Origin of the sequence: Brevibacillus sp. AF8 (assembly GCF_021270385.1) — a bacterium.
Taxonomy (GTDB): Bacteria; Bacillota; Bacilli; order Brevibacillales; family Brevibacillaceae; genus Brevibacillus.
Genome location: NZ_JAGQDN010000003.1, coordinates 117,849 through 138,581, shown reverse-complemented (window position 1 = coordinate 138,581; position 20,733 = coordinate 117,849). Strand labels below are relative to the sequence as shown.

Annotated in this window: 17 protein-coding genes; 11 read left to right on the top strand and 6 right to left on the bottom strand. The window is 47.8% G+C overall.

Going from position 1 to position 20,733, the window contains the following annotated elements; translation table 11 throughout:
• Positions 1-215 precede the first annotated feature (215 nt).
• On the top strand, positions 216-497 hold the full coding sequence (locus KB186_RS06920; protein WP_047068137.1) for a hypothetical protein: 282 nt from the start codon (positions 216-218) through the stop codon (positions 495-497).
• A 124-nt stretch (positions 498-621) separates the two neighbouring features.
• Here the strand turns inward: KB186_RS06920 and KB186_RS06915 are convergent, their stop codons facing one another.
• Complete coding sequence (locus KB186_RS06915; RefSeq protein ID WP_232773303.1) at positions 622-1,932, bottom strand: MFS transporter; 1,311 nt, start codon at positions 1,930-1,932, stop codon at positions 622-624.
• 218 nt (positions 1,933-2,150) lie between these two features.
• Here KB186_RS06915 and KB186_RS06910 point away from each other — a divergent pair, with 218 nt between their 5' ends.
• Positions 2,151-3,749 carry an amidohydrolase gene (locus KB186_RS06910; RefSeq protein WP_221868409.1) on the top strand — a complete coding sequence of 533 codons (1,599 nt, stop codon included), beginning with the start codon at positions 2,151-2,153 and terminating at the stop codon, positions 3,747-3,749.
• Positions 3,750-3,874: 125 nt separating this feature from the next.
• Here the strand turns inward: KB186_RS06910 and KB186_RS06905 are convergent, their stop codons facing one another.
• Positions 3,875-4,771, bottom strand: a complete 897-nt coding sequence (locus KB186_RS06905; protein WP_173608109.1) for a DMT family transporter — start codon at positions 4,769-4,771, stop codon at positions 3,875-3,877.
• Between the two features lie 145 nt (positions 4,772-4,916).
• On the opposite strand from KB186_RS06905, the gene KB186_RS06900 reads away from it, so the two are divergent.
• Positions 4,917-5,795 (top strand): LysR family transcriptional regulator, encoded by an 879-nt coding sequence (locus tag KB186_RS06900; RefSeq protein ID WP_173608108.1) that lies wholly within the window; start codon positions 4,917-4,919, stop codon positions 5,793-5,795.
• A gap of 1 nt (position 5,796) precedes the next feature.
• Here the strand turns inward: KB186_RS06900 and KB186_RS06895 are convergent, their stop codons facing one another.
• The gene (locus KB186_RS06895) at positions 5,797-6,543 is read right to left on the bottom strand and encodes a YwaF family protein (protein ID WP_232773302.1); all 747 of its coding nucleotides are present in this window, start codon (positions 6,541-6,543) and stop codon (positions 5,797-5,799) included.
• A 363-nt stretch (positions 6,544-6,906) separates the two neighbouring features.
• Complete coding sequence (locus KB186_RS06890; protein WP_221868407.1) at positions 6,907-7,416, bottom strand: Gmad2 immunoglobulin-like domain-containing protein; 510 nt, start codon at positions 7,414-7,416, stop codon at positions 6,907-6,909.
• Positions 7,417-7,571: 155 nt separating this feature from the next.
• Here KB186_RS06890 and aspA point away from each other — a divergent pair, with 155 nt between their 5' ends.
• On the top strand, positions 7,572-8,996 hold the full coding sequence (aspA, locus tag KB186_RS06885; protein WP_255688494.1) for an aspartate ammonia-lyase: 1,425 nt from the start codon (positions 7,572-7,574) through the stop codon (positions 8,994-8,996).
• Between the two features lie 70 nt (positions 8,997-9,066).
• Here the strand turns inward: aspA and pdaA are convergent, their stop codons facing one another.
• The gene (pdaA, locus tag KB186_RS06880; RefSeq protein WP_232773301.1) at positions 9,067-9,852 is read right to left on the bottom strand and encodes a delta-lactam-biosynthetic de-N-acetylase; all 786 of its coding nucleotides are present in this window, start codon (positions 9,850-9,852) and stop codon (positions 9,067-9,069) included.
• Positions 9,853-10,131: 279 nt separating this feature from the next.
• Between pdaA and KB186_RS06875 the strand changes: the two genes are divergently transcribed.
• From KB186_RS06875 to KB186_RS06860, 4 genes are all read left to right on the top strand, one after another.
• The gene (locus tag KB186_RS06875) at positions 10,132-10,356 is read left to right on the top strand and encodes a DNA primase (protein ID WP_232773300.1); all 225 of its coding nucleotides are present in this window, start codon (positions 10,132-10,134) and stop codon (positions 10,354-10,356) included.
• A 102-nt stretch (positions 10,357-10,458) separates the two neighbouring features.
• On the top strand, positions 10,459-13,731 hold the full coding sequence (locus tag KB186_RS06870) for a DEAD/DEAH box helicase (protein WP_232773299.1): 3,273 nt from the start codon (positions 10,459-10,461) through the stop codon (positions 13,729-13,731).
• 183 nt (positions 13,732-13,914) lie between these two features.
• Positions 13,915-15,756: a CotS family spore coat protein gene (locus KB186_RS06865; protein ID WP_232773297.1), complete on the top strand. Its 1,842-nt coding sequence runs from the start codon at positions 13,915-13,917 to the stop codon at positions 15,754-15,756.
• A 33-nt stretch (positions 15,757-15,789) separates the two neighbouring features.
• Complete coding sequence (locus KB186_RS06860; protein ID WP_173608101.1) at positions 15,790-16,938, top strand: glycosyltransferase family 4 protein; 1,149 nt, start codon at positions 15,790-15,792, stop codon at positions 16,936-16,938.
• A gap of 243 nt (positions 16,939-17,181) precedes the next feature.
• Here the strand turns inward: KB186_RS06860 and KB186_RS06855 are convergent, their stop codons facing one another.
• The gene (locus KB186_RS06855) at positions 17,182-17,781 is read right to left on the bottom strand and encodes a hypothetical protein (protein ID WP_232773296.1); all 600 of its coding nucleotides are present in this window, start codon (positions 17,779-17,781) and stop codon (positions 17,182-17,184) included.
• Positions 17,782-17,957: 176 nt separating this feature from the next.
• On the opposite strand from KB186_RS06855, the gene KB186_RS06850 reads away from it, so the two are divergent.
• Genes KB186_RS06850 through KB186_RS06840 form a run of 3 tightly spaced genes read left to right on the top strand, consistent with a single transcriptional unit; the run spans position 17,958 to position 20,731 of the window.
• Positions 17,958-18,995, top strand: coding sequence for a DUF7847 domain-containing protein (locus KB186_RS06850; protein WP_173608099.1), 1,038 nt, complete (start codon positions 17,958-17,960; stop codon positions 18,993-18,995).
• Positions 18,988-19,614, top strand: coding sequence for a DUF4129 domain-containing protein (locus KB186_RS06845; RefSeq protein WP_232773295.1), 627 nt, complete (start codon positions 18,988-18,990; stop codon positions 19,612-19,614). The genes KB186_RS06850 and KB186_RS06845 overlap by 8 nt, the downstream gene beginning before the upstream one ends.
• Entirely contained in the window at positions 19,607-20,731 is a 1,125-nt protein-coding gene (locus tag KB186_RS06840; RefSeq protein ID WP_221868400.1) for a DUF4350 domain-containing protein, read from the top strand. Before KB186_RS06845 ends, KB186_RS06840 begins: the two co-directional genes overlap by 8 nt.
• The last annotated feature ends 2 nt before the right edge of the window (positions 20,732-20,733 follow it).

Below are 20,733 nucleotides of genomic sequence, written 5' to 3'. Positions count from 1 at the left end.
CCTCTTTTTCAAAAGCAAGCGGCAAAAAACAGCGTGCCGCGTTGAAACGGTGTGTGCGAGGAAGATGTGAGATTCCTGAAACGAAAAGCGGTCAAAAACAACCGTTTTTCGTGTTTTTTTGGCTTACACGGATTTTGCCAGAAGGGAGGTTTCCCTGTATTGTTAGATTATCTTTTGAAGCATATATTTGACGGATAGAACAAAGGAGATTTTGCATGCTAGCACAAGAAATGGGTGTCATATTCACCAAGCACGCCGATCAAATTACTTCCAAGCGTTGGGGAGAATTCATGCAACAATTGGAGGAAAAAGGCCTGTACGTGCTCATTGAGACAGACACGATCGGAAGAGTGATGAGTCCATTGGGCGGATTGATGCCCATGCCGTGTAAAAGTGAGACGCTCCATATTGTGACAGCGGATGAGCTGGAGCAGCGCGGCTTGCCGCTCGGTCACCACATCGTAACGAAAGCGAAAGAAAAAGTAGCCCAATCATAATCGAAAAAACCAGCGCAACCTTTCCTGGGAGCTAGCCTCCGAGTGGGAAAGGTTTTTTGTTGCTAAAACCCGCCAGGCAAGTCAGCCGAAGCGGGTTTTGTTTTCTCCTGGGTGCACGCTTCGTTCAATTGTCTGCTTTTTTAGCAGCAGGAACGTGACGGAATAGCTTGGTCATGCAAAACCATGCGATGAGTGGGCCGATTCCGATACACAAAATCAACCAATTCAGTGTAAGAGGAGAGACGCTCAAAGACGTTACCAGCAGAAAGATCAGAATCCCCACCAGCCGACCAACGTCCAGAGCGAACTCTCGCAGCACGACATACTCGACTCGATTGCGGGCGCTCTCTTCGTTCGTGCCAATCAGATCAAAAATCGTGGAAAGCATGGGCACTGAAAACAGTGGGTAAGCAATGGACACGGCAATCCCGAAAATAAGCAGTGTTGTAAAGCTCACCTGCCAAAAAAATACGAAGAGAATCCCCCACATGATGACAGAACCAGTGAGCATTCCCCACTTGCGAAAGCGGGGAGTGAACCATTTGGAGATCAGGAAGTAGCTCACAAGTCCGACGGCAGATGTAGTCAGCCAGTAGTTGCCGAGAGTCATCTCGCTTTTCGTGGCAATGTAGACGAGTAGACCGATCACAAAGCCGAATACACCTTCACGCAGTCCTTGACCAGCTAAAGCCCCTGCTGCCCAGCGCCACTCGCGCTCCTCTCGCAAACAACGTAAGGAAAAGCTCCAGGAATACGTCCCTTCCGATTGGCGTTTTTTCAGAAAAAAGCTGATGAACACGCCGACGACAAATAGCGCAAGAGAAATCCCGAAAATAAGGGAGTAGCCGCTGTTGCCCGGAAGCCGTGTAATGAGCAAGCCCGATATCCATGGAGCGAGCATGCCGCCAAGTGAAGCGAGCAGCCCTGCCGTACCGTTGAATAGGTCGCGGTTATCCGCATTCGTGATTTCGAAGTACACCACGTTGAAGGACAGCCAAAAAAATCCATTCGCCATACCCTGAACGAGCCCAAGCGGTACAGCATAAGAGACAGCTTTGGGACCTGCCAGAAGAACGAGCAAATAAAAAAGGGCAGAAACGGCCATGCCAGCGCGCAGGACATTCATTTTGTTCAGACGCTTCACGTACCAGCCCGCAAGCCAAAAGGTAAGCGCACCCGCGAGATGAGCGGAAAAAGTAAACCAAGCGATCGGGGCAAATTGACTTTTTACCTTCCACAAATAGACGTTTACAAACGTGCCAGAAAGGGCGCCAGCGGCAATAAACACAGCGTTGACCAGGAGTAGCAGCTTGGCTTGATTGTCCAGACGGCCTGATGACTTTTGGTGAGAAGGCTCATGGTGCGACATTTTCAGACCAGTGGACTCCTGTATGGGAAGGAAGGGTGGAAGGCGTTTTTTTGTTTTTTGTTGCATACGTTCCCTCCGCGCAAAAATAGGACATGAACATAACGTGCCCTACCGCTGCTGCTTTCAACAGGAAAGTGAGTAAACACCATGTTTTCCCAAATGAAAAAGAAGGTCGTAATTTTTTGAACGTTATTTCATTTCAGGGAGGAAAACGACTACAAGCAAACAAATTAAGAGGGGAGGCATACGAAAAATACAGAAGCGAACAGAAAAGAGGTCACGAGATGGCGACAACCATTTTCAGAAATGGACGCATTTACACAGGAGATTCCCGGCATTTGTTCGTACAAGCATTAGTTGTTCGAGATGGAATTGTGCATGACCTTGGCAGCGATGCAGAGATGCTTCTTCAATACGGAGGCAGTGATGCAACGGTCATTGATCTGCAAGGTTGTACCGCTACCCCGGGATTGATTGACAGCCACCTGCACTTGGGATGGCTCGGTCTGACCTTTTTGCAACTGGATTTGAGCAAAGCTCGCTCCAAGGATGAGCTGCTGTTTCTCTTAAAAGAAAAAGCGCAAGTCACAACTGAAAATGCGTGGATACAAGGTTATGGCTGGGATGAGAATTTGTTCGCGGATGGTGGCGGCATTCCTACCATCGAAGAACTTGATCAAGCTGCACCACATTGCCCGATTCTTCTGGCGCGAATATGTGGACATGCGAATTTGGTCAACAGCAAGGCATTGGAGCTAAGTGGCTATCAACGTGACATGGAGGTGCCTGCGGGGGGAGTCATCGTACATGATCCTATGAGCGGAAAGCCAACAGGCATGTTGTTGGAAACGGCCTCCAACCTGATTACGAAGCATATTCCAAGACCTGACTACGATCAGTTGAAGCAAAGCCTGCGCAACTCGATCCACTATGCAATGGCGCATGGATTGACAGGGGCGCATACGGAGGATTTGCGTGAATTGGGCGGACTTGCGCAAACGTATCGACTCTATGATGAGCTCATCAATGGCGAAGAGCTTGCGCTGCGCAGCAATTTGCTTGTCTACTACCCGCATATGCATGAGCTGCGCGACTTAAAGATGACGGCTGGTTATGGCAACGCTCATGTGCGAATCGGTGCGGTGAAAATTTTTGCAGATGGGGCATTAGGACGCAGGACGGCTTACCTGTCAGCTCCGTATGCTGATGATCCGAGCACCAGCGGTTATCCTGTGCATGAGCAAGACGAGCTGACAGAGCTGGTACGACAAGCACGTGGACTCGGGATGCCCATTGCTGTACACACCATTGGCGACAAAGCACTGGAGATGGTGCTGGATAGCTTGGATCAGTTTCCGGCAGTGGCCTACCGGGACCGCCTCATACACACACAAATCTTGCGGCCGGACCTGCTGGACCGCTTGAAGCATCCTCATCGGATTGCAGATATCCAACCGCGTTTTCTCGCAGGAGACTTCCCGTGGGTAATGGATCGCGTAGGACAGGAGCGGATTCAACACTCGTACATCTGGAAAACGATGATGGATTATGGAATCATTTGCGCTGCGGGCTCGGATACACCAGTAGAACCCATCGATCCTCTTTTGGGGATACACGCAGCCGTCACGCGCAAGGCACCGGGGGAAACTCACGATGGATACTTCCCACAAGAAAAGCTGACGATGGAGGAAGCGATTCATCTGTTTACATTGGGCAGTGCACAGGTTACGAACGAAGATCATGTAAAAGGCACGCTGTCTCGTGGAAAATATGCGGATATGACTGTTTATTCCAAAGACCTGTTTACTATCGATCCAGACGAGTTGCTCTCGACAAAGGTCATGATGACCATCATTGGTGGAAAAGTTTGCTACACGTCTTGAAAAAATAACCCGAAAATCAGAGCAGCGGCGCCCTGGACAAGAAAGGAAGTCCTGGACTTCCGCTGGTTTATGGCGTCGATTTGCTTCAGATTGCGCTCTTGCCTAACCCATACGCGAAACCCGACTCAGGATAGATGAGTCGGGTTTTTTGTCAGCTGCTTTCCGCGCAGCAAGCTCTTCACATCGATTTCCGCAATCAGCACACTGATCAAAACGAGACCTGCGCCTATGTACCCGCGAACAGACAGTGTTTCGCCTGTGACCAAGAAGGCAAACAGGGCAGCGAAGACTGGCTCCAAGGAAAAAATAACACCCGTGTGCGTGGCGGTCGTATATTTTTGAGCCACCGTTTGAACGACAAAGCCGATTGCGCTGCACAATACGCTAAGGGCGAGGACGGCGATCCAAGCCTCTGTAGTCTGCGGCAATACAGGGGTCTCCAGTGCAAATGAAAAAACAATGCCGAGCAGCGCCGTAAAGCCAAGCTGGTAAATCCCCAACTGAATCGTATCCGACTGGTTGGCCCATCTGCCCGTTACGGTAATATGTGTAGCATAAAAGAGGGCGCCAGCGATGCACAAAAGGTCTCCTTGGCTGATTCGAAATTCAGCGCTTAGTGTGAGAAGACCGATGCCGATCATGGCCAGTCCAGCGCCCACGAAGACTCTTTTTTCCGGGCGGTTGCGCAAAAGAATAGATAAGAGCGGAACAAAGATAACAGTCAAGCTAACGAGAAAGCCTGCCTGGGAAGCTGTCGTCGATTTCACTCCGTTCGTGACGGTGGCAAAAACCCCGAAGAGGAGCGCACCGAGTACGAACGCATGGAGCAATGTTTTTCGATTCGTGCCACGCAAGCGTTTATGGAACAAGGCGGCAGCTAGTAGAAAAGCAATGCCAAAGCGGATTCCGATCAAATTGAAGGTCTCCAAATCCTTCAATCCCATTTGCATAAACACATACGAGGTTCCCCAAAACAGGGTGACCAAAATCATAGCCAAATCGGCTTTCACTTGCGGTTTCATGATGAGATAAGCCTCCTTGCCCGAGAAAATCGGGTCCTAATCCGTGTTGCGCCATAAACAGTATACGAGTATCGTTTGAATAAGAAAAATGAATGTTTGTGATGGTTTTCATGAATCGAATTCATGAAAAAGGAGGCGAAGAAGGGTGAGTTTGAACAAGTTTGAGGTAGTGATCACCGTTATTGAGTCGGGGAGCTTAACCAAAGCTGGAGAAATACTGGGTTTGACACAATCAGCGATTAGTCATGCGATTGCGAGTCTCGAGCGGGAATATGGGTTTTCGCTTTTGACAAGGGGACGATCGGGCATTAGCCTCACGAGTAATGGGGAGCGACTGCTTCCATTCATGCGCGAGACCTTGCGCTGTCATGTGAGGATGAAACAAGAGGTGTTTGCCATCAATGGGTTGGAGGTCGGGACGGTGAGAATTGGAACGTTCACGAGTGTATCCACACAGTGGCTTCCGGGAATCCTCAAGCGGTTCCAAGACCAGTATCCGGCGATCGAGATTAAGCTGATGGAAGGGTATTACGATGGAATTGAGAGTTGGATTCAAAGTGGAGAGATTGATTTTGGTTTCGTCTCCTTACCGACAACAGAGGATTTGGAATGGATTCCTTTGAAAAAGGATCAGATGTATTTGCTGGTGACAGAGGAACACCCGCTCTACAAAGAGGAGCGGGTGCATGTGAGCCGATTGGCAGAAGAGACATTTATCATGCCGAAGACGGGCTGTGACAATGATATACAGCGTTTGCTGACCCAGTATCAGATCGAGCCGCGAATCAAATATGAAGTGGGAGATGATCACGCGATTATTGCCATGGTGCAAAATGGGCTCGGGATCAGCATCCTTCCGGAAATGATCTTGTTCCGCTTGCCTGCAAATATCCGGATGATCCCGCTCGAAGGGGAGCATTACCGTTCGCTGGGGGTGGCAGCAACCTCTTTTTCCAAGCAGTCACCGGCTGCCAAACGCTTTTTGCAGTGTGTCACAGATTGGGTAAACGAGCAGCAAGCGTAATTCAGACAGACAAATCGCTCCTGACTTCCTTCGCCATCGGCTGCTTTCGGACAAAGGGCAGGTACAACAAGAAAAACAAAGCGAGCGCTACTCCTTCCAATGAAACGATGTACCACGGATACGGGCCCAAAAAGTCAATCAGGCTGGGATTGTCCGGTTTGCGTGAGACAAATAAGTAATTTCCGCCCGTCCATTGGTTGACGAAAAGTGCAACGAGCAAAAGCAGGTTTAAAAAGCCCATCGTTTTCCATATCGAACGGACGGTCGGACGGTAGTCTTCTACCCACGTCATGTACAGGCAAGCAAGGACAATTCCTGCATGGGCTACAAAAAAATGCACAAAGCGAAAATGTGGAAATGGATAAAACAACTCAGGTGTAAGCAATGCCTGCATGGCGCCGCCAATCCCGGCAAAAAACGTAATCTCATACAGACCGTAGCTTCTCGTCATTAGCATCACGGTAGAAAGAATGAGGGTCACGCTACACAGCTGCAAGGGCAATGTGTAAGCAGCCGTCCAACTCTCGGTATAAACATGCCAAAGCTGATAACAAACCTCTGACAAAAGCAAGACACCCGCAAGTACGTAACGGGTGGTGAGTCGGTTTGTCGGGGCTTGGAGCTTTTGCCGAAATAAATAGGTGAGCACGACCAGACAGAGCACAAGAATCAAAGTGATAATGTGAGAAGGGGAAAACAGCCGAAACGGCTCCCCTGCTAGGAAAAGTGAAAAATAGGGTGAGGTCATGATGATCTCCTCTTTGTTTATTATTTTTTATATTTGAAAATTCACGAAATTTTAACAGATAGCTGTTTGTCTGATATAAATCTTTGGTTATAATATAAATAGACTACGTTACATCATTGAGAGGAGATATAGTCTTGAACTTAGTGCTCACGGAAAAACAATGCAAGTCTTGCCAGGCTCGCTTGACCGAGTATGAAATCGAGAACAATGGTGCACTCTGCATGGAATGCTTCAAGGAAGAACAAGGCGAGTAAAAGTAAAAGCAAGGCATACGGCAACTGACTGTCTACTGCTATCTAATAATAGACCCTTTCAATCAGGCCCTCTCTTTTTAATAGAGAGGGTCTGATTTTTTTGCAGGCTTTACTCCGGGAGTGGAATGATGAGCTCCATTCTTCGGCTGCCGTCTTTCATGCTTGTTTCAAACAAGATCAGTGTTAGTGTGCTGTTCTGCTCCGCTTTTTTCACTTTCAGTGTATGGGTAAAATCTCCCCAATCAGGAGCAGCGGTCGAAGCCTGCACGGAACCTTGCGTAAGCTCGTTATGTCCATCTTCTACGACATAATTGAGTACAGCTTCGAACACGCGCGCCTGTCCTTTGATTTCAAACGTGTCCTGACCAGTTTTCTTCACAGTGACATTGCGGAAAATGTCATTGCCATAGACAGCCTCCTGTTGAGCTGGTTGTTCCGTTGGTGGCTTCTCAGACGTTGTAGGTGGTTGTGTGGTTGCGGGTGGCTCAGAAGCAGGTGTCTCGGGCTGGGCTGTAACGGGTGGCTTCTGTTGTTCTGTTGGAGTGGAAGGGCTATCTGTGCCACTCGTGCATCCTTGCAGCAAGCCGATCGTCAACAGCAGCAAAAGCATTTTTTTCATGGTATCCCTCGATTCTGTCTGGTATGAAATGGTACTTACAAATAATAAGACGCAAAAACAAATAATAGTGTTTCAGGTGGATGAGTCTTCCTGCATAAACTGTGGTAGAATGGGGAAGTAGCAACCATTATTCCTAGAAGGCTGGTCTGATAAGAATGGAACAACAGACGTTTCGAGTGGAAAAAGACTTTCTTGGTGAGAAGCAAATTCCAGTAGATGCTTATTATGGCGTGCAAACGATGCGAGCAACGGAAAACTTCCCAATCACCGGGTATCGTCTTCATTTTTCCCTCATCAATGCAATGGCAATGGTAAAGAAAGCAGCTGCGATGGCAAATATGGAAGTCTCCAGATTGAATCCGCGTTTAGGAAATGCGATTGTCGCTGCGGCGGAAGAAATCATGCAAGGAAAATGGCATGATCAATTTATCGTCGATCCGATCCAGGGCGGAGCAGGTACTTCGATTAATATGAATGCCAACGAAGTAATCGCGAACCGCGGTCTTGAAATGCTTGGTGAGAAAAAAGGGGATTATTTCCACTTGAGCCCAAATACACATGTCAACATGTCTCAGTCTACCAATGATGCTTTCCCAACAGCGATTCATATTGCAACACTCACTCTGATGGAAAAGCTGCTCGTGACGATGGATAAGATGCATGATGCATTTGGCCAAAAAGCAAAAGAATTCGATGATGTCATTAAAATGGGCAGAACGCATTTGCAGGATGCGGTTCCGATTCGTTTGGGGCAAGAATTCGAAGCATATCGTCGAGTACTTGAGCGCGACATCAAGCGTATCAAGCAATCTCGTCAGCATTTGTACGAAGTGAATATGGGAGCAACTGCGGTAGGAACGGGATTGAATGCTGACCCGCGTTACATTACAACAGTAGTCAAGCATCTTGCCGATATCACAGGCTTCCCGCTGACAGGTGCAGAGCATCTCGTGGATGCTACACAAAACACAGATGCGTATACAGAAGTATCAGCAGCACTGAAAGTTTGCATGATGAACATGTCTAAAATCGCGAATGACTTACGTTTGATGGCATCAGGACCTCGAGCTGGACTGGGAGAAATCTCCTTGCCAGCACGTCAGCCAGGTTCCTCGATCATGCCAGGAAAAGTCAATCCTGTTATGGCAGAGCTCATCAACCAAGTAGCGTTTCAGGTCATCGGAAATGACCATACGATTTGTTTGGCATCTGAGGCAGGTCAGCTAGAACTGAACGTTATGGAGCCTGTGCTTGTCTTCAACTTGCTGCAATCGATCAGCATTATGGACAATGCATTCGATGTCTTTACGCGTCACTGCTTGGAAGGAATCGAAGCAAACCGCGAGCGCATGAAAGAATACGTGGAAAAAAGTGTAGGCGTCATCACCGCGGTGAATCCTCATCTCGGTTATGAGACTGCTGCACGCATTGCCCGCGAAGCTATATTGACAGGAAAGTCTGTACGTGAGCTGTGCTTGCAACACAATGTACTGACAGAAGAAGAGCTGGATCTGATTCTCGATCCATTTGAAATGACGCATCCAGGTATTGCTGGAGCATCCTTGCTGGATCGCGACTAAACCCAAAAACTCCCGCGCTTTGCACATGCGAAGCAGCGGGAGTTTTTGCTTGCAAAAGGGAAGGCTTGCGCTACTTTTTCGGAAGCTGATCCAAGCTCTTGAATTCATAGCCTTGCTTGCGTGCTTCATCGATCATCATCCCGAGAGCCTCTGCATTGTCTTTGGAGACAGAATGCAGCAGAATAACAGCACCGGGATGCAATTGGGCCATCACGCTATCATAGGCATATTTTGCTCCCCGCTGGGCTTTGGTATCCCAATCCTTGTAGGCGACCGACCAAAAGACATTGGTATAGCCCAAATCTTTGGTTACAGCAAGTGTGCGATCGCTGAAAATTCCCCTGGGAGGCCGCAAGTAACGCATGTTAGCCTGCCCGGTCACTTGCCGGACGGCATCGCTTACCTTTGTCAGTTCGTCTTTGATTTTTTGATTCGGTACGGTTGTCATATCGGGATGGCTCCAGGAATGATTGCCGATCAGATGTCCCTCCTGTGCCATCCGCTTTAACAACTCGGGCTGTTCCTTCACAAAGTGCCCTGTCACAAAGAAAATGGCAGGGACTTTTTTTGAGAGAAGTGTGTCTAAAATCTTTGGTGTAAAGCCATTTTCATACCCGTTATCAAACGTCAAGTAAAGCTCTTTTTTCGTGGTATCCCCTAAAAAAACCGCACCGTGGCGATCCACAATGCTTTTAAAGCCTTCCTCATTGATCGAGGGTAATTGACCATTCTTGCTCTTTTTAAATCCAAAATGGTAAGGATGATCTGGTGAGGCCATAATCGAGTCAACCGGCAAGGCACTTGTAAGCAACAAGCTAATCCCGACCAACAAGCTTTTGATCCATCGTCTGTTCAATAATGAGCTCTCCCTTCTGTGGCGAAGTCATGGTGTATTTAAGTCGATTCCATCAAAAGTTTGTCCAGTCTACTTCCAAATATGTAAACGATACGTAGGCAATAGGTGCTTCTTGGGAGACGCATTACTTGCGAGGGCAAGTTGTGTAAAAGTCTACTGTGAGGACGGGGACAGCTGTCCAAACATGAAAAAGAAACTCTTCATATAGTATCAATGTCGACAGTAAAGCTGTTGGCAAATGCTGCCAAGAGATCATCTATACCCAGGAGGTGTGGTAATATGGACGAATGGTTGGAGCAATTACGACAAGCACTCGGTGAAGGTGCAGAAGAAATGGAAGTAAAAATTGAATACGAAGATGGCACTACGAAAAAATTATACTTTGGCAATAATGACGACGATGAAGATGATGAAGAAGATGAAGACTATGCTGGAGAAGATTCCGAGGATGAAGATTCCGAGGACGAAGATTCCGAGGACGAAGATCCTGACGACGAAGCCTAATTGATTTTTATAAGTGTGGGAAAAGATACGCTTTCATGCGTATCTTTTTTCAGTTGCATTCTGTAATATTAAACATATTTCAAGATGAGGATGGAACAGAAAATGAGCTTTCAAGTGAGCCATCAAATGATAAAAGAATGGTGTGGTCGCCTTTCTTATGAGAGAGGAAAGGCTTTTTACCGTTCTGGGAACGTGCTCGTGGAGGATTTTCAACCGGAACCTGCTTGGATCAGAACGAGAGTGAATGCAGGGAAAAATAACTATCAAGTAACCATTGAACTGGACGAGTCTGGTATGGCAGCCGTGTGCAGTTGTCCTACTTTGACGTCGTACGATCACTACTGTCAACATATCGCAGCCTCGTTGCTAATCATGCGTGAACTGCAAGTAGACGAGCATCCTGGCAGCTATTCCACTTCCGTTACAACGAGACAAGCAGGTATGGCAACACAGGCTGATTCCCAACTGACAGAGGGACTGTTCGGCTTGTTCGTGGACCGACCGATTCGGACAAGCCATAATCGCGTGTTGCTGGATTCCCGAACAACGCTTGCCTTGGAAATCATATGTAAAATCGTACCGTACGGCTTTCGCAAGAGTATGATCGGAATAGAGCTGAGGCTAGGGCCAAAGAGGCTGTACATTGTAAAGGACATTCGCGCGTTTTTGGAACGGGTGGATAAGCAGCAAGTGTATCGATTCTCTAACCAATTTACTTATGACCCGAATTTGCAACGCTTTTTGCCAGAGCATGAAGCCATCCTCCGCGAACTCCTGCAAATTTACCGCACGGAAAAAATATATCGAGAGACAGCCAGCTACCAGTATCAGGAACAGAAGCATGTGGGTGGGGAACGGGTTCTTCTGGTTCCACCATTTACGTGGGAGCGATTATTTGCTTTGCTACTTACCGCACCGTCTGTACACATCCAGCATCATGACCAAGTGTATCCAACATTTGTCTGTATAGATGAACCGCCGCCACTCCACTTCGAATTTGACCAGACAAAAACCGATCAATATCAGCTGGAAGTCCAAGGATTCAAGCAAATCACTGTCTTGGAAGCTTACGGATTGTTACTCGTGGATGGCAAATGGCACAAACTGCCAAAGGAACAATGCCACAGTTTGGCTGAGCTGAAGCACTTGTTAGAATCTCATAGCAGTGAGCGGATTCACATTCCCCCAGAAAAAATCGAGCCATTCATGGTGCAAATTGTTCCGGCCTTGATGAAACTGGGCAACGTACAAATTGCAAAGGCCGTCTCCGAACGAGTCGTGCAATTCCAGTTAAAGGCCAAGCTGTATTTGGACAGGGTAAGAGACCGGCTGCTGGCGGGGCTTGAGTTTCAATATGGCGATATCATCATCAATCCGCTGGAAGGCTATGAAGGCGGAGGGCAACGTGGCAGTGAGCTGATTCTGATGCGTGACGGGGAGAAGGAGCGGCAGATTTTAGAGCTGATGGAGGAAAGTACCTTTACCCGCACAGAAGGAGGCTATTTTCTGGATGACGAAGAAGCTGAGTACGACTTTCTTTACCACACCGTCCCTAAGCTGGAAAAGCTGTTAAAGGTATACGCGACCACTTCCGTGAAAATCAGGATTCAGCCTCTTCACCTACCACCAAAAGTAAAAGTGGATGTCGATGAGCGAACCAATTGGCTGGATTTTCGTTTTGATATGGATGGCATACCCGAGTCTGAAATCCGAAGTGTTATTCAATCGGTAGAAGAAAAGCGCAGATATCATCGGCTGTCGAATGGAGCACTTTTGCCGCTGGAGACAAAAGAATTTGAGCAAATTAATCGTTTTTTGGACGAGATGGGCATGCAATATGCTGAGCAAATGGGGAGTGGTTTTCAACTGCCTGCATTTCGCGGGCTGCGTTTGCTTGATATCCCCATGCAGGGACAGCCTGTTCAGCTAGGCAAATTGTTGCGCCAGTTTTTGGAGAATATGCGTAATCCAGATAATCTTGATTTTCCCGTACCCCAATCTTTGCAAGGGACACTTCGCGATTATCAGAAATATGGCTATCAATGGATGAAAACACTGGCACACTACGGCTTTGGGGGAATTCTCGCAGACGATATGGGTCTGGGGAAGACTTTGCAAAGTATTACTTTTCTGCTCTCTGTTCTGCCCGAAATCCGAGAACATAAGCTCCCGGCGATTATCGTGGCTCCTGCCTCGCTTTTATACAACTGGCACAATGAAATCAAAAAGTTCGCGCCAAATATCCGTAGCGTTATTGTGGATGGCACGAAGGAAGAGCGGAATCAAATCGTGAATGAGCTTTCAGAAATCGATGTGCTCATTACTTCGTATCCGCTCTTGCGTCGAGATACTGCCCAGTTCGAGGAGCATTCCTTTCACACCTTGATCTTGGATGAAGCACAGACCTTCAAAAACTATGTGACCCAAACAGCCCAGACAGTCAAACGGATAAAAGCCAAGCATCGCTTTGCGCTTACGGGAACACCTGTGGAAAACAGGGTAGAGGAGCTGTGGTCCATCTACGATGCTGTTTTCCCGGAGCTTTTTCCGGCACGAAAGGAATTTCTCGACTTGTCGCGAGATACGATTGCGAAGCGGACGCGTCCGTTTTTATTGCGCAGGCTCAAGACGGAGGTACTGAAGGAATTACCAGCCAAAATTGAAACACTGCAAAGCGCGAGACTGTTGCCAGAGCAGAAAAAGCTGTATGTCGCCTATTTGGCGCAGCTCCAACAGGAAACAGTGAAGCACCTGTACAATAAAGGCTTTCAAAAAAATCGGATCAAAATTCTCGCAGGCTTGACGAGACTTCGCCAAATATGTTGTCATCCAGCATTGTTCGTCAAAGAGTATGACGGAGGGTCAGCCAAGCTCGAACAGCTATTCGAGATCATCGGTGAATGCAAAAACGCAGGGAAGCGCGTTTTGCTCTTTTCTCAATTTACAGAGATGCTGGGAATAATCGGACGCGAGCTGGGGTATCATGGTATCCCGTTTTTCTATCTGGATGGACAGACACCAGTAGCAGAGAGACTAGATTTGTGTAACCGATTTAACGAGGGAGAGCGGGATTTGTTTCTCATGTCTCTGAAAGCTGGTGGAACAGGATTGAATGTGACAGGCGCTGACACCGTAATCTTGTATGATCTGTGGTGGAATCCCGCCGTCGAACAACAGGCGGCGGATCGTGCCCATCGTATCGGGCAAAAGAACGTCGTCCAAGTGATCAGGCTTGTTGCAGAGGGAACGGTCGAAGAGAAGATGTACGAGCTGCAACAAAAAAAGAAAAACTTGATTGAAGAAATCATTACACCGGGACAAGAGGCAATCTCTTCTTTAACCGAGCAGGAAATACGTGAATTACTGATGATTTAACATGAACAGCTTGACTGTCGCAACCATGCGAGGAGTCAAGCTGTTTTTTTGCGAGACTTTATCTCTGTGCGAATAACGAATTGGCAGACTCCCAATGATATTTGTCCGGTTCGAGAAAAGGACATAGCGAATAGCTTATGGAGAAGGACGAAGGCATCACCACAGAAGTGTGGGGGGAATGGAATGGAACAATATGTGATTAAGCCATGGGATACCCGAGAAGGGAATGCGGAAACGCCGGCTAACTGGGATATGACAGTGCCACCGGAAGTAGATGCGATCGCAGAACAAGTGATCAAGGAGTATGACATGTCGGTAAAGAGTCGTACACTCATTACTTCCAAGCCAGACAAAGGCGGGGCTATTTGGCGCATCGAAACAGATAAAGGTCCGCGCAGCCTAAAGGTACTGCACCGTACGCCTGAACGGAGTCTCTATAGTGTGGCTTTCCAAGAATACGTTGTCAAACAGGGGGCAAGGGTACCAGCACTGATTCCTGCTCGAAATGGAAGTCTTTATGTGGAAAAAGGCGGGAAACTATGGATTGTTACCGATTGGATTGCTTTGCAACCGGCAACAAAAGTAGATTTGGTAGGCGCGCAAGAGCTCTGCTACGGCCTTGGTGAATTCCATCGGCATTCGAAAGGCTATGTTCCGCCCGCAGGAGCCAAAAATTCTTCCCGTTTATATCGTTGGCCCAATCATTATCAAAAGATTGCCAAAAAAATCGGGTGGATGCGGGAAGTAGCAAAAGCCTACAGTGAAACACCGGCAAGTAAATCCATTTTGGCCGTCGTCGATCACTATGAACAGCAAGCATGGGCAGCCTTAGAGAAATTAAAAGCATCTGCCTATCCGAAAATGATCAAAATGGGAGAGGCTCACTGGGGATTGGTGCACCAAGATTATGGCTGGTCAAATGGTCAAAATGGTCCGGGAGGGCTTTGGGTCATCGACCTAGATGGCGTGTCGTATGATTTGCCGTTTCGGGATTTGCGCAAGCTCATCACCAGTACGATGGATGATATGGGCGTCTGGGATGTTACCTGGATGCGCGGCATGATCGAAGCCTATCATAAGGCAAACCCGCTGGATCGCGAATCGTTTGAGGTGCTCTTGAATGATATGGCAGTGCCAAACGAATTTTATAAGCACCTCAAAGAGATGTTTTATGATCCCGAAATCTTTCTGTCTACGGAAGCGGAAGGCATTCTGCAGCGAGTTTTGACGGGGGATAAGACGAAAGATGCGGCATTGGCAGAGCTCGCAAAAGACATCAGCAAATACGAACCGGGCAACTATGACCAAATAACGGAAGTGGTGGAACCGCAAAGGTTAGCATCCGGTATCAAGGAATTCATACCTGTTGCTGTATCCACTCCAACAACAGAGTCTTTGGTCGAGGAACCGAAAGACAAAAAGTCTACTAAGCTCAAGGTGTCTAAGGATAAAGAGTCCAAGGTCAAGGTATCCAAGGAAAAAGTGTCTAAGGTGAAGGAATCCAAAGACAAAGAGTCCAAAGTCAAGGAGGCTGCAAGCGATAAAGTAGCCACTTCACTTCCGACTTCCCGGAAGACGCCAGTAACACGGGAAGAAAGCCAGCAAAAAGGGGCAGAGGCAGAACAAAGTAGCACTACCCGCAGAACTCGAATTGCATTTTCGGGAAATGTTCCTTTTACGCCATCAGCGCCATTCGTTGCAAGTGAACCACAAAAACTCGTTCGTCGAAACAAAAAGCGGGGCATGATCTCCGCTGTGTCAAAAAACAGCAGCAAAAAGTCGAGTAAGCTTCAAAGTAAAGTAAAGGTCCCTATCAATGTAAAGGCCAAATCATCACAAGCAAAACCTGCAAGTCAAGCAGAGAAAAACAAAAAAGGAACTGTGTGGACATCTAAACAGCAGTCCCGGACCGTCACTTCCAACAAGAACAAGAAGGTTGCCAAGGCGGCGAAACTAAGCCGTAAACTCATCAACAATCAGTTGAAGAAGCAACGTCCAAATTCAAAGAAGACGAGAGGCAACTAATGTAAGAAGTCGGAACGGGAAAGGAGAATACGGATGAAAGTTATCATGGTCTGTACAGAAAAATTGCCAGTCCCTCCTATACGAGGGGGAGCGATTCAGACTTATATTGCAGGGATTGCAGATATTCTAGGGAGGCATCACGAACTGACTATCCTGGGAACGTCGGATCCCACGCTACCAAAGGATGAAAAAGTTCACAATGCGCGTTATGTGCGAGTAGATGGTCAAGGTGTGTTCGAGATTTATGCACGTGAAGTAGCCGCTTTTCTGAGTGCGAACACCTATGATGTCATCCATGTTTTTAACCGACCGCGGATGGTTCCCATCATTCGTGAAGTATGCCCGAACGCACGTATTATTCTAAGTATGCACAATGATATGTTTGATCCGGTAAAAATAGGGCAGGCAGAAGCTGCTAGAGCGGTTGCTGAAACAGAACGGATCATCACCATCAGTGATTATGTCGGCCGGGTCATTGCCTCGTTGTATCCCGAAGCCGCAAACAAGCTTCGTACGATTTATTCCGGTGTAAACCTGGATACATTCGTTCCGGTAGAAGGATCCAAAACGGCGCAAAAGATTCGTCAGGAACTTCGGGCTACCCACAATCTGGGCAACAAACAAGTGATCTTGTTTGTTGGGCGATTGACGCCGAAAAAAGGGGCCGATATTCTGGTTCGTGCGATGAATGAACTCCGCTCCTACCATTCCAACATTGCTCTCGTTTTGGTTGGAGGGTCCTGGTACGGTGAAAATAAAATCAGTGACTATGCAGCATATGTACGCTCATTAGCGAATCGTTCGCCTGTTCCGGTTATTACAACGGGTTTTGTTCCGGCAGATCAGATTCACCACTGGTTCTGGGCGGGGGACATTTTTGTCTGTCCTTCGCAATGGGAGGAACCACTGGCTCGTGTCCATTATGAAGCGATGGCTGCCGGTCTGCCTTTTGTCACGACAAAACGGGGTGGAAATGCTGAGGTGATCATCGGAGGCAATGGACTGTTGGTCGAGCAGCCGGAGGACCCTCAAGCGTTTGCTGTACAGCTAAAACAACTATTGTCCAGCCGCGACCTCCAACGTCAAATGGGGAGAAGTGGACGCCAGCTTGCCGAACAAAGATTTACATGGGATCGGGTCGCAAGAGATGTGCTAGACGTATGGAATAACAGGGGTATGTAAAACCAAAAAGTGAATGCTAGCGGCCCACTTCCCTAAAGTGAGATCGGAGAAGTGGGCGTTTATTTATATCTTCGAGACGAAAGAATCATGCAATGTCTTGCGCCAGAGTGGACAGGCCCGTTGAACAAAAGGGCTTGTCCCACATGCGTATTGTACGAAATGGGGTAAGATGAGGGGAATCTACTACGCACAGACTCCCCTCATCTTTAGTCCCTCCTAAAGCCTCGCAGAATATTAGCTTGTTCAATTGGGTTGTGCATTTGGAATAATCGCGACGATGTGGGTGATAGGAAAAAGAATAGAGGCTCCGTTGGTACGTGAAGAGGGTAAGGTCTGTAATTCAATGATTCCTTCGTCCACTCTCAGAAGCTTGCCGACTCGGTAAGAACGACCCCCAGGTCCCCAATCCGTCGTCAGTAAGACCTCCACAAGTTGATCGTTTCTCATGCATTTGTTAAGTTCCTGACGAAGCCCTTCTATACATGCTTGGTCCGCTGATTCTTCCCTCTCGACATCTACCTTCACTAACGGTGCCGGGATGACGATTGGCTTTGGAGCTTCTACTTGTACATAAGGTGCCTCTACTTGTACAACAGGCGGTTCTACTTGTACAACAGGCGGTTCTACTTGTACAACAGGAGCATCTACATGGACAACAGGTGCTTCTACTTGAGGGGTGGGGGTGGTCACATTCACTTGAGGTGCGCGAACGTGGATACGCACAAAACGACGTAACTGCCTGAGCAGACTATTGGATTTGCGTTTGGTAGATCGCTTCTTGCAGCGGCAGCGGGCTTGCTTTGCTTTTAGCTGCTTCTTTCTCAATGCTTTCAAAGGCAACACCCTCCTAACTATGCATGCAATATCATATTCAACAGGGTGGCGACCGCATTGGACTAACACCTGATTTGACAAAATCAGGCAGGAAAACATTAGCAAAATTAGATGATTTTTTTAAAAAAACAGGAAAATCGTGTATACTTATCAGGTACTCTCAAAAAGAAAGATGGAGGTTTCTCATGAATCGTACGCCGATTGCCCCCATGGGAGTGGGGAAGCTGTTGGACAAGAGCTTTTCAGTGTATCGCCAGCATTTTGGAGCATTCTTTTTGTTGGCTTTAATTTGGTTCGGTCCATTATTACTCCTGCAGCAACTGCTTCTGGTTGACCTTACCAGAGTGCCTTTGCTCGCACAAGATACAGAAGGTATGGACTTTGCAGAATCGTTAGGCGCAAGATTTGCCGGACAAGAAGAATTTATGACACAAAGCTTGCCTATGTTGCTCATATTCATATTCCTTGTCGGACCGATTCTTTTGATCATCGCCTATCCGCAAATGATTTCCGGTTCGATTTTACTGACGAAGGCTGCTCTCGAGGGAGAGACCTTGAGCTTAAAAGATGCCTTGAAGGGGGCACTTCGCCGATTTTGGCCGCTCGCGGGCAGTACTTTCCTATATGGAGTAATCGCATTTGCAGTGTCGACAGCATTTGTCATCGTATATGGATTGATTTTCGTTATGATCGCCTTCGCTGGTGGAATGACATTGGAAACTATGTTTGATCCGTCAGATGAAGGCAGTATTGTGCTTATGATCGTTCTGGTTTTATTTGGCTATTTATTCTTAATTGCCGGGATGATGCTCGTACCGGGCTTTTTCTTAATTCGGTGGGGTTTTTATATGCCGCTCGTTCTGTTCGAACGCGATGGTATCGGAATCGGCGAGAGCTGGAATTTGACAAAAGGAAACTTTTGGCGTTTATTCGGTATTTTTGTTGTTTTGAGTGTGATCTACTCGATGTTCTCTAGCGGCATACAATTAGTACTCACGGGCGTCTTAGGCACATCTATTCTGGCGCAAATGATTCTGGTTGCACTTACCTGCCTCTTGAGTCCTTGGATGGCCATTGTTTACGCCTTGGCTTACTTTGATCTTCGTGTGAGAAAAGACGGGACAGATTTACAAGAGCTCGTAAGCCGTCAGCTTGCCACATCTGCACCAGTAGAACCAGCAGCTCCTACCCCTGCACAAGAGCCGGGAGTTACACATGATTAGCACGAGTCCTTGGGTAGATGACAAGGAGCATTTACAAGAGATTCTAGCCAGAGACGAGTTTAATTTGCCCCAAGGCAGTGGAGAGAACTGGATTCAAAGAGCCATGGAGTTTTTGATCGAGTTGATCGCCGATCTTTTTGAGTGGACCTATATTCCAACTGGTGCGGCAAATACCGTATCGACACTCGTGCTCATCCTGGCAGTACTGGGACTGGTCGGCATCATTTACTGGTTGTTCCGCAGGATGATTTGGGAACAGAAGAAGCATCGACCGCTGTTTATGGACGGTGAAAAAATACGTTCCCATGCAGATTATTTGCGTGATGCGAAGGAAAAAGCAGCGCGAGGAGAATGGCGGGAAGGAGAACGCTCGTTGTTTTTGGCGTTGTTGGTTTATTTGCAAATGAAGTCGTGGGTTCGCGTGGAGAAATGGAAAACGAATTGGGAATACGCAGAAGAAATTAAGGCAAATCAGCCGAGCTTACGTGATGTGTTCGGCAGTTTCGCACGAGAATTCGACGCTGTTTGGTACGGGCAGGCACTTGTTGATGAAGGGTCATTCTGGCAGCGTGTGAACGAACTGGAAGGCATCTGGCGCGAGGAGGGACAGCATGGATAGTTTGCGCACTTATCGCGTCGGAATCGTTGTGGCTACCTTGTTGCTCGTCATCGTGGGCTGGTTGATCGTCAAGCCTACAGCTGAGCCTCTCCCACCGTACTTGGCTTCATCTGCACAGCCGAGTGGAATCAAGGCGGTGCTCGTACTACTGGAGGAAAAAGGCAAGCAAGTAAAGGAATGGCGTCAGCCGATGCGTTTTTTACCGACAGCAACTGGGCAGGCCATGCTCGTGGTAGAGCCGGAAAGGCTGATGCCAGAGGAACAGATAGATATTCTGGACTGGGTCAGTGAAGGCAATGACCTGATTCTCTTTCACTCGAGACCAGAGTGGGAAGATCTTCCCTTTGATACGGAGTACATCCGGGGTAAAGAAAATCAGGAGCGCAACATTCAGGGACCTCTCGTTCAGGGCAGCTTCATGGGCAAAGCGGAGACCTCATTGAGATTTTTAGAAGAGGATGACATGGAGCCACTTCTCTACGACGATCAAGGGATACTCGGAGGAAGAACAGAAGTGGGAAATGGCAGTGTCACGTTTTTTCTCGTACCGGAATGGCTAACCAATCAAAAAATTGATCGACTGTCCCACTTTGAAGCGATCTGGCCGTATGTACAAGGGGATTGGTCAGTTCTTTGGGTAGATGAATACCATCACGGCTTGCAGGAAAAACCAGGTTTTTTGGCGATCTACCCGGGGTGGCTCATAGCCGCTTGCATCCAACTCGGTATCCTGCTTTTGCTGTATGTGTGGTGGAGAGGAAAACGATTCGGACCAGTCTATACGCTTAGGGAATGGACGGTGCGACGTGGTGATGAGACGTTGCTTGCCGTGTCTAGCTGGTATGAGCGAAGAGGGCTGGCAAAGGATGCGTTGCGACATCGAGAAACGTACATGCGACAGCTGTTGTACGATCGATGGGGAGTGCACCTGCGAGCTGATCGTGTGGAAATCGTGCGATATGCCAAAACAAGATGGACAAATCAAGAGGTAGAGAAATTCGCTCATCTGCTGGAGCGACTGGAGCAGGCAAAAAACGAAGGGCGATACTCGCCGAAGAGCTTGCTTGCAGACAGTCTTTTGTTGGATGAGATTACGAAGCGTCTGGAGAAGGAGTGACA

Coding starts and splice junctions, on each gene's coding strand:
- aspA (WP_255688494.1), top strand. CDS start 7,572: ATGGAACAACAGACGTTTCGAGTGGAAAAAGACTTTCTTGGTGAGAAG.
- KB186_RS06910 (WP_221868409.1), top strand. CDS start 2,151: ATGGCGACAACCATTTTCAGAAATGGACGCATTTACACAGGAGATTCC.
- KB186_RS06915 (WP_232773303.1), bottom strand. CDS start 1,932: ATGCAACAAAAAACAAAAAAACGCCTTCCACCCTTCCTTCCCATACAG.
- KB186_RS06850 (WP_173608099.1), top strand. CDS start 17,958: ATGAATCGTACGCCGATTGCCCCCATGGGAGTGGGGAAGCTGTTGGAC.
- KB186_RS06890 (WP_221868407.1), bottom strand. CDS start 7,416: ATGAAAAAAATGCTTTTGCTGCTGTTGACGATCGGCTTGCTGCAAGGA.
- KB186_RS06920 (WP_047068137.1), top strand. CDS start 216: ATGCTAGCACAAGAAATGGGTGTCATATTCACCAAGCACGCCGATCAA.
- KB186_RS06875 (WP_232773300.1), top strand. CDS start 10,132: ATGGACGAATGGTTGGAGCAATTACGACAAGCACTCGGTGAAGGTGCA.
- KB186_RS06840 (WP_221868400.1), top strand. CDS start 19,607: ATGGATAGTTTGCGCACTTATCGCGTCGGAATCGTTGTGGCTACCTTG.
- KB186_RS06905 (WP_173608109.1), bottom strand. CDS start 4,771: ATGAAACCGCAAGTGAAAGCCGATTTGGCTATGATTTTGGTCACCCTG.
- KB186_RS06845 (WP_232773295.1), top strand. CDS start 18,988: ATGATTAGCACGAGTCCTTGGGTAGATGACAAGGAGCATTTACAAGAG.
- KB186_RS06870 (WP_232773299.1), top strand. CDS start 10,459: ATGAGCTTTCAAGTGAGCCATCAAATGATAAAAGAATGGTGTGGTCGC.
- KB186_RS06895 (WP_232773302.1), bottom strand. CDS start 6,543: ATGACCTCACCCTATTTTTCACTTTTCCTAGCAGGGGAGCCGTTTCGG.
- KB186_RS06865 (WP_232773297.1), top strand. CDS start 13,915: ATGGAACAATATGTGATTAAGCCATGGGATACCCGAGAAGGGAATGCG.
- KB186_RS06860 (WP_173608101.1), top strand. CDS start 15,790: ATGAAAGTTATCATGGTCTGTACAGAAAAATTGCCAGTCCCTCCTATA.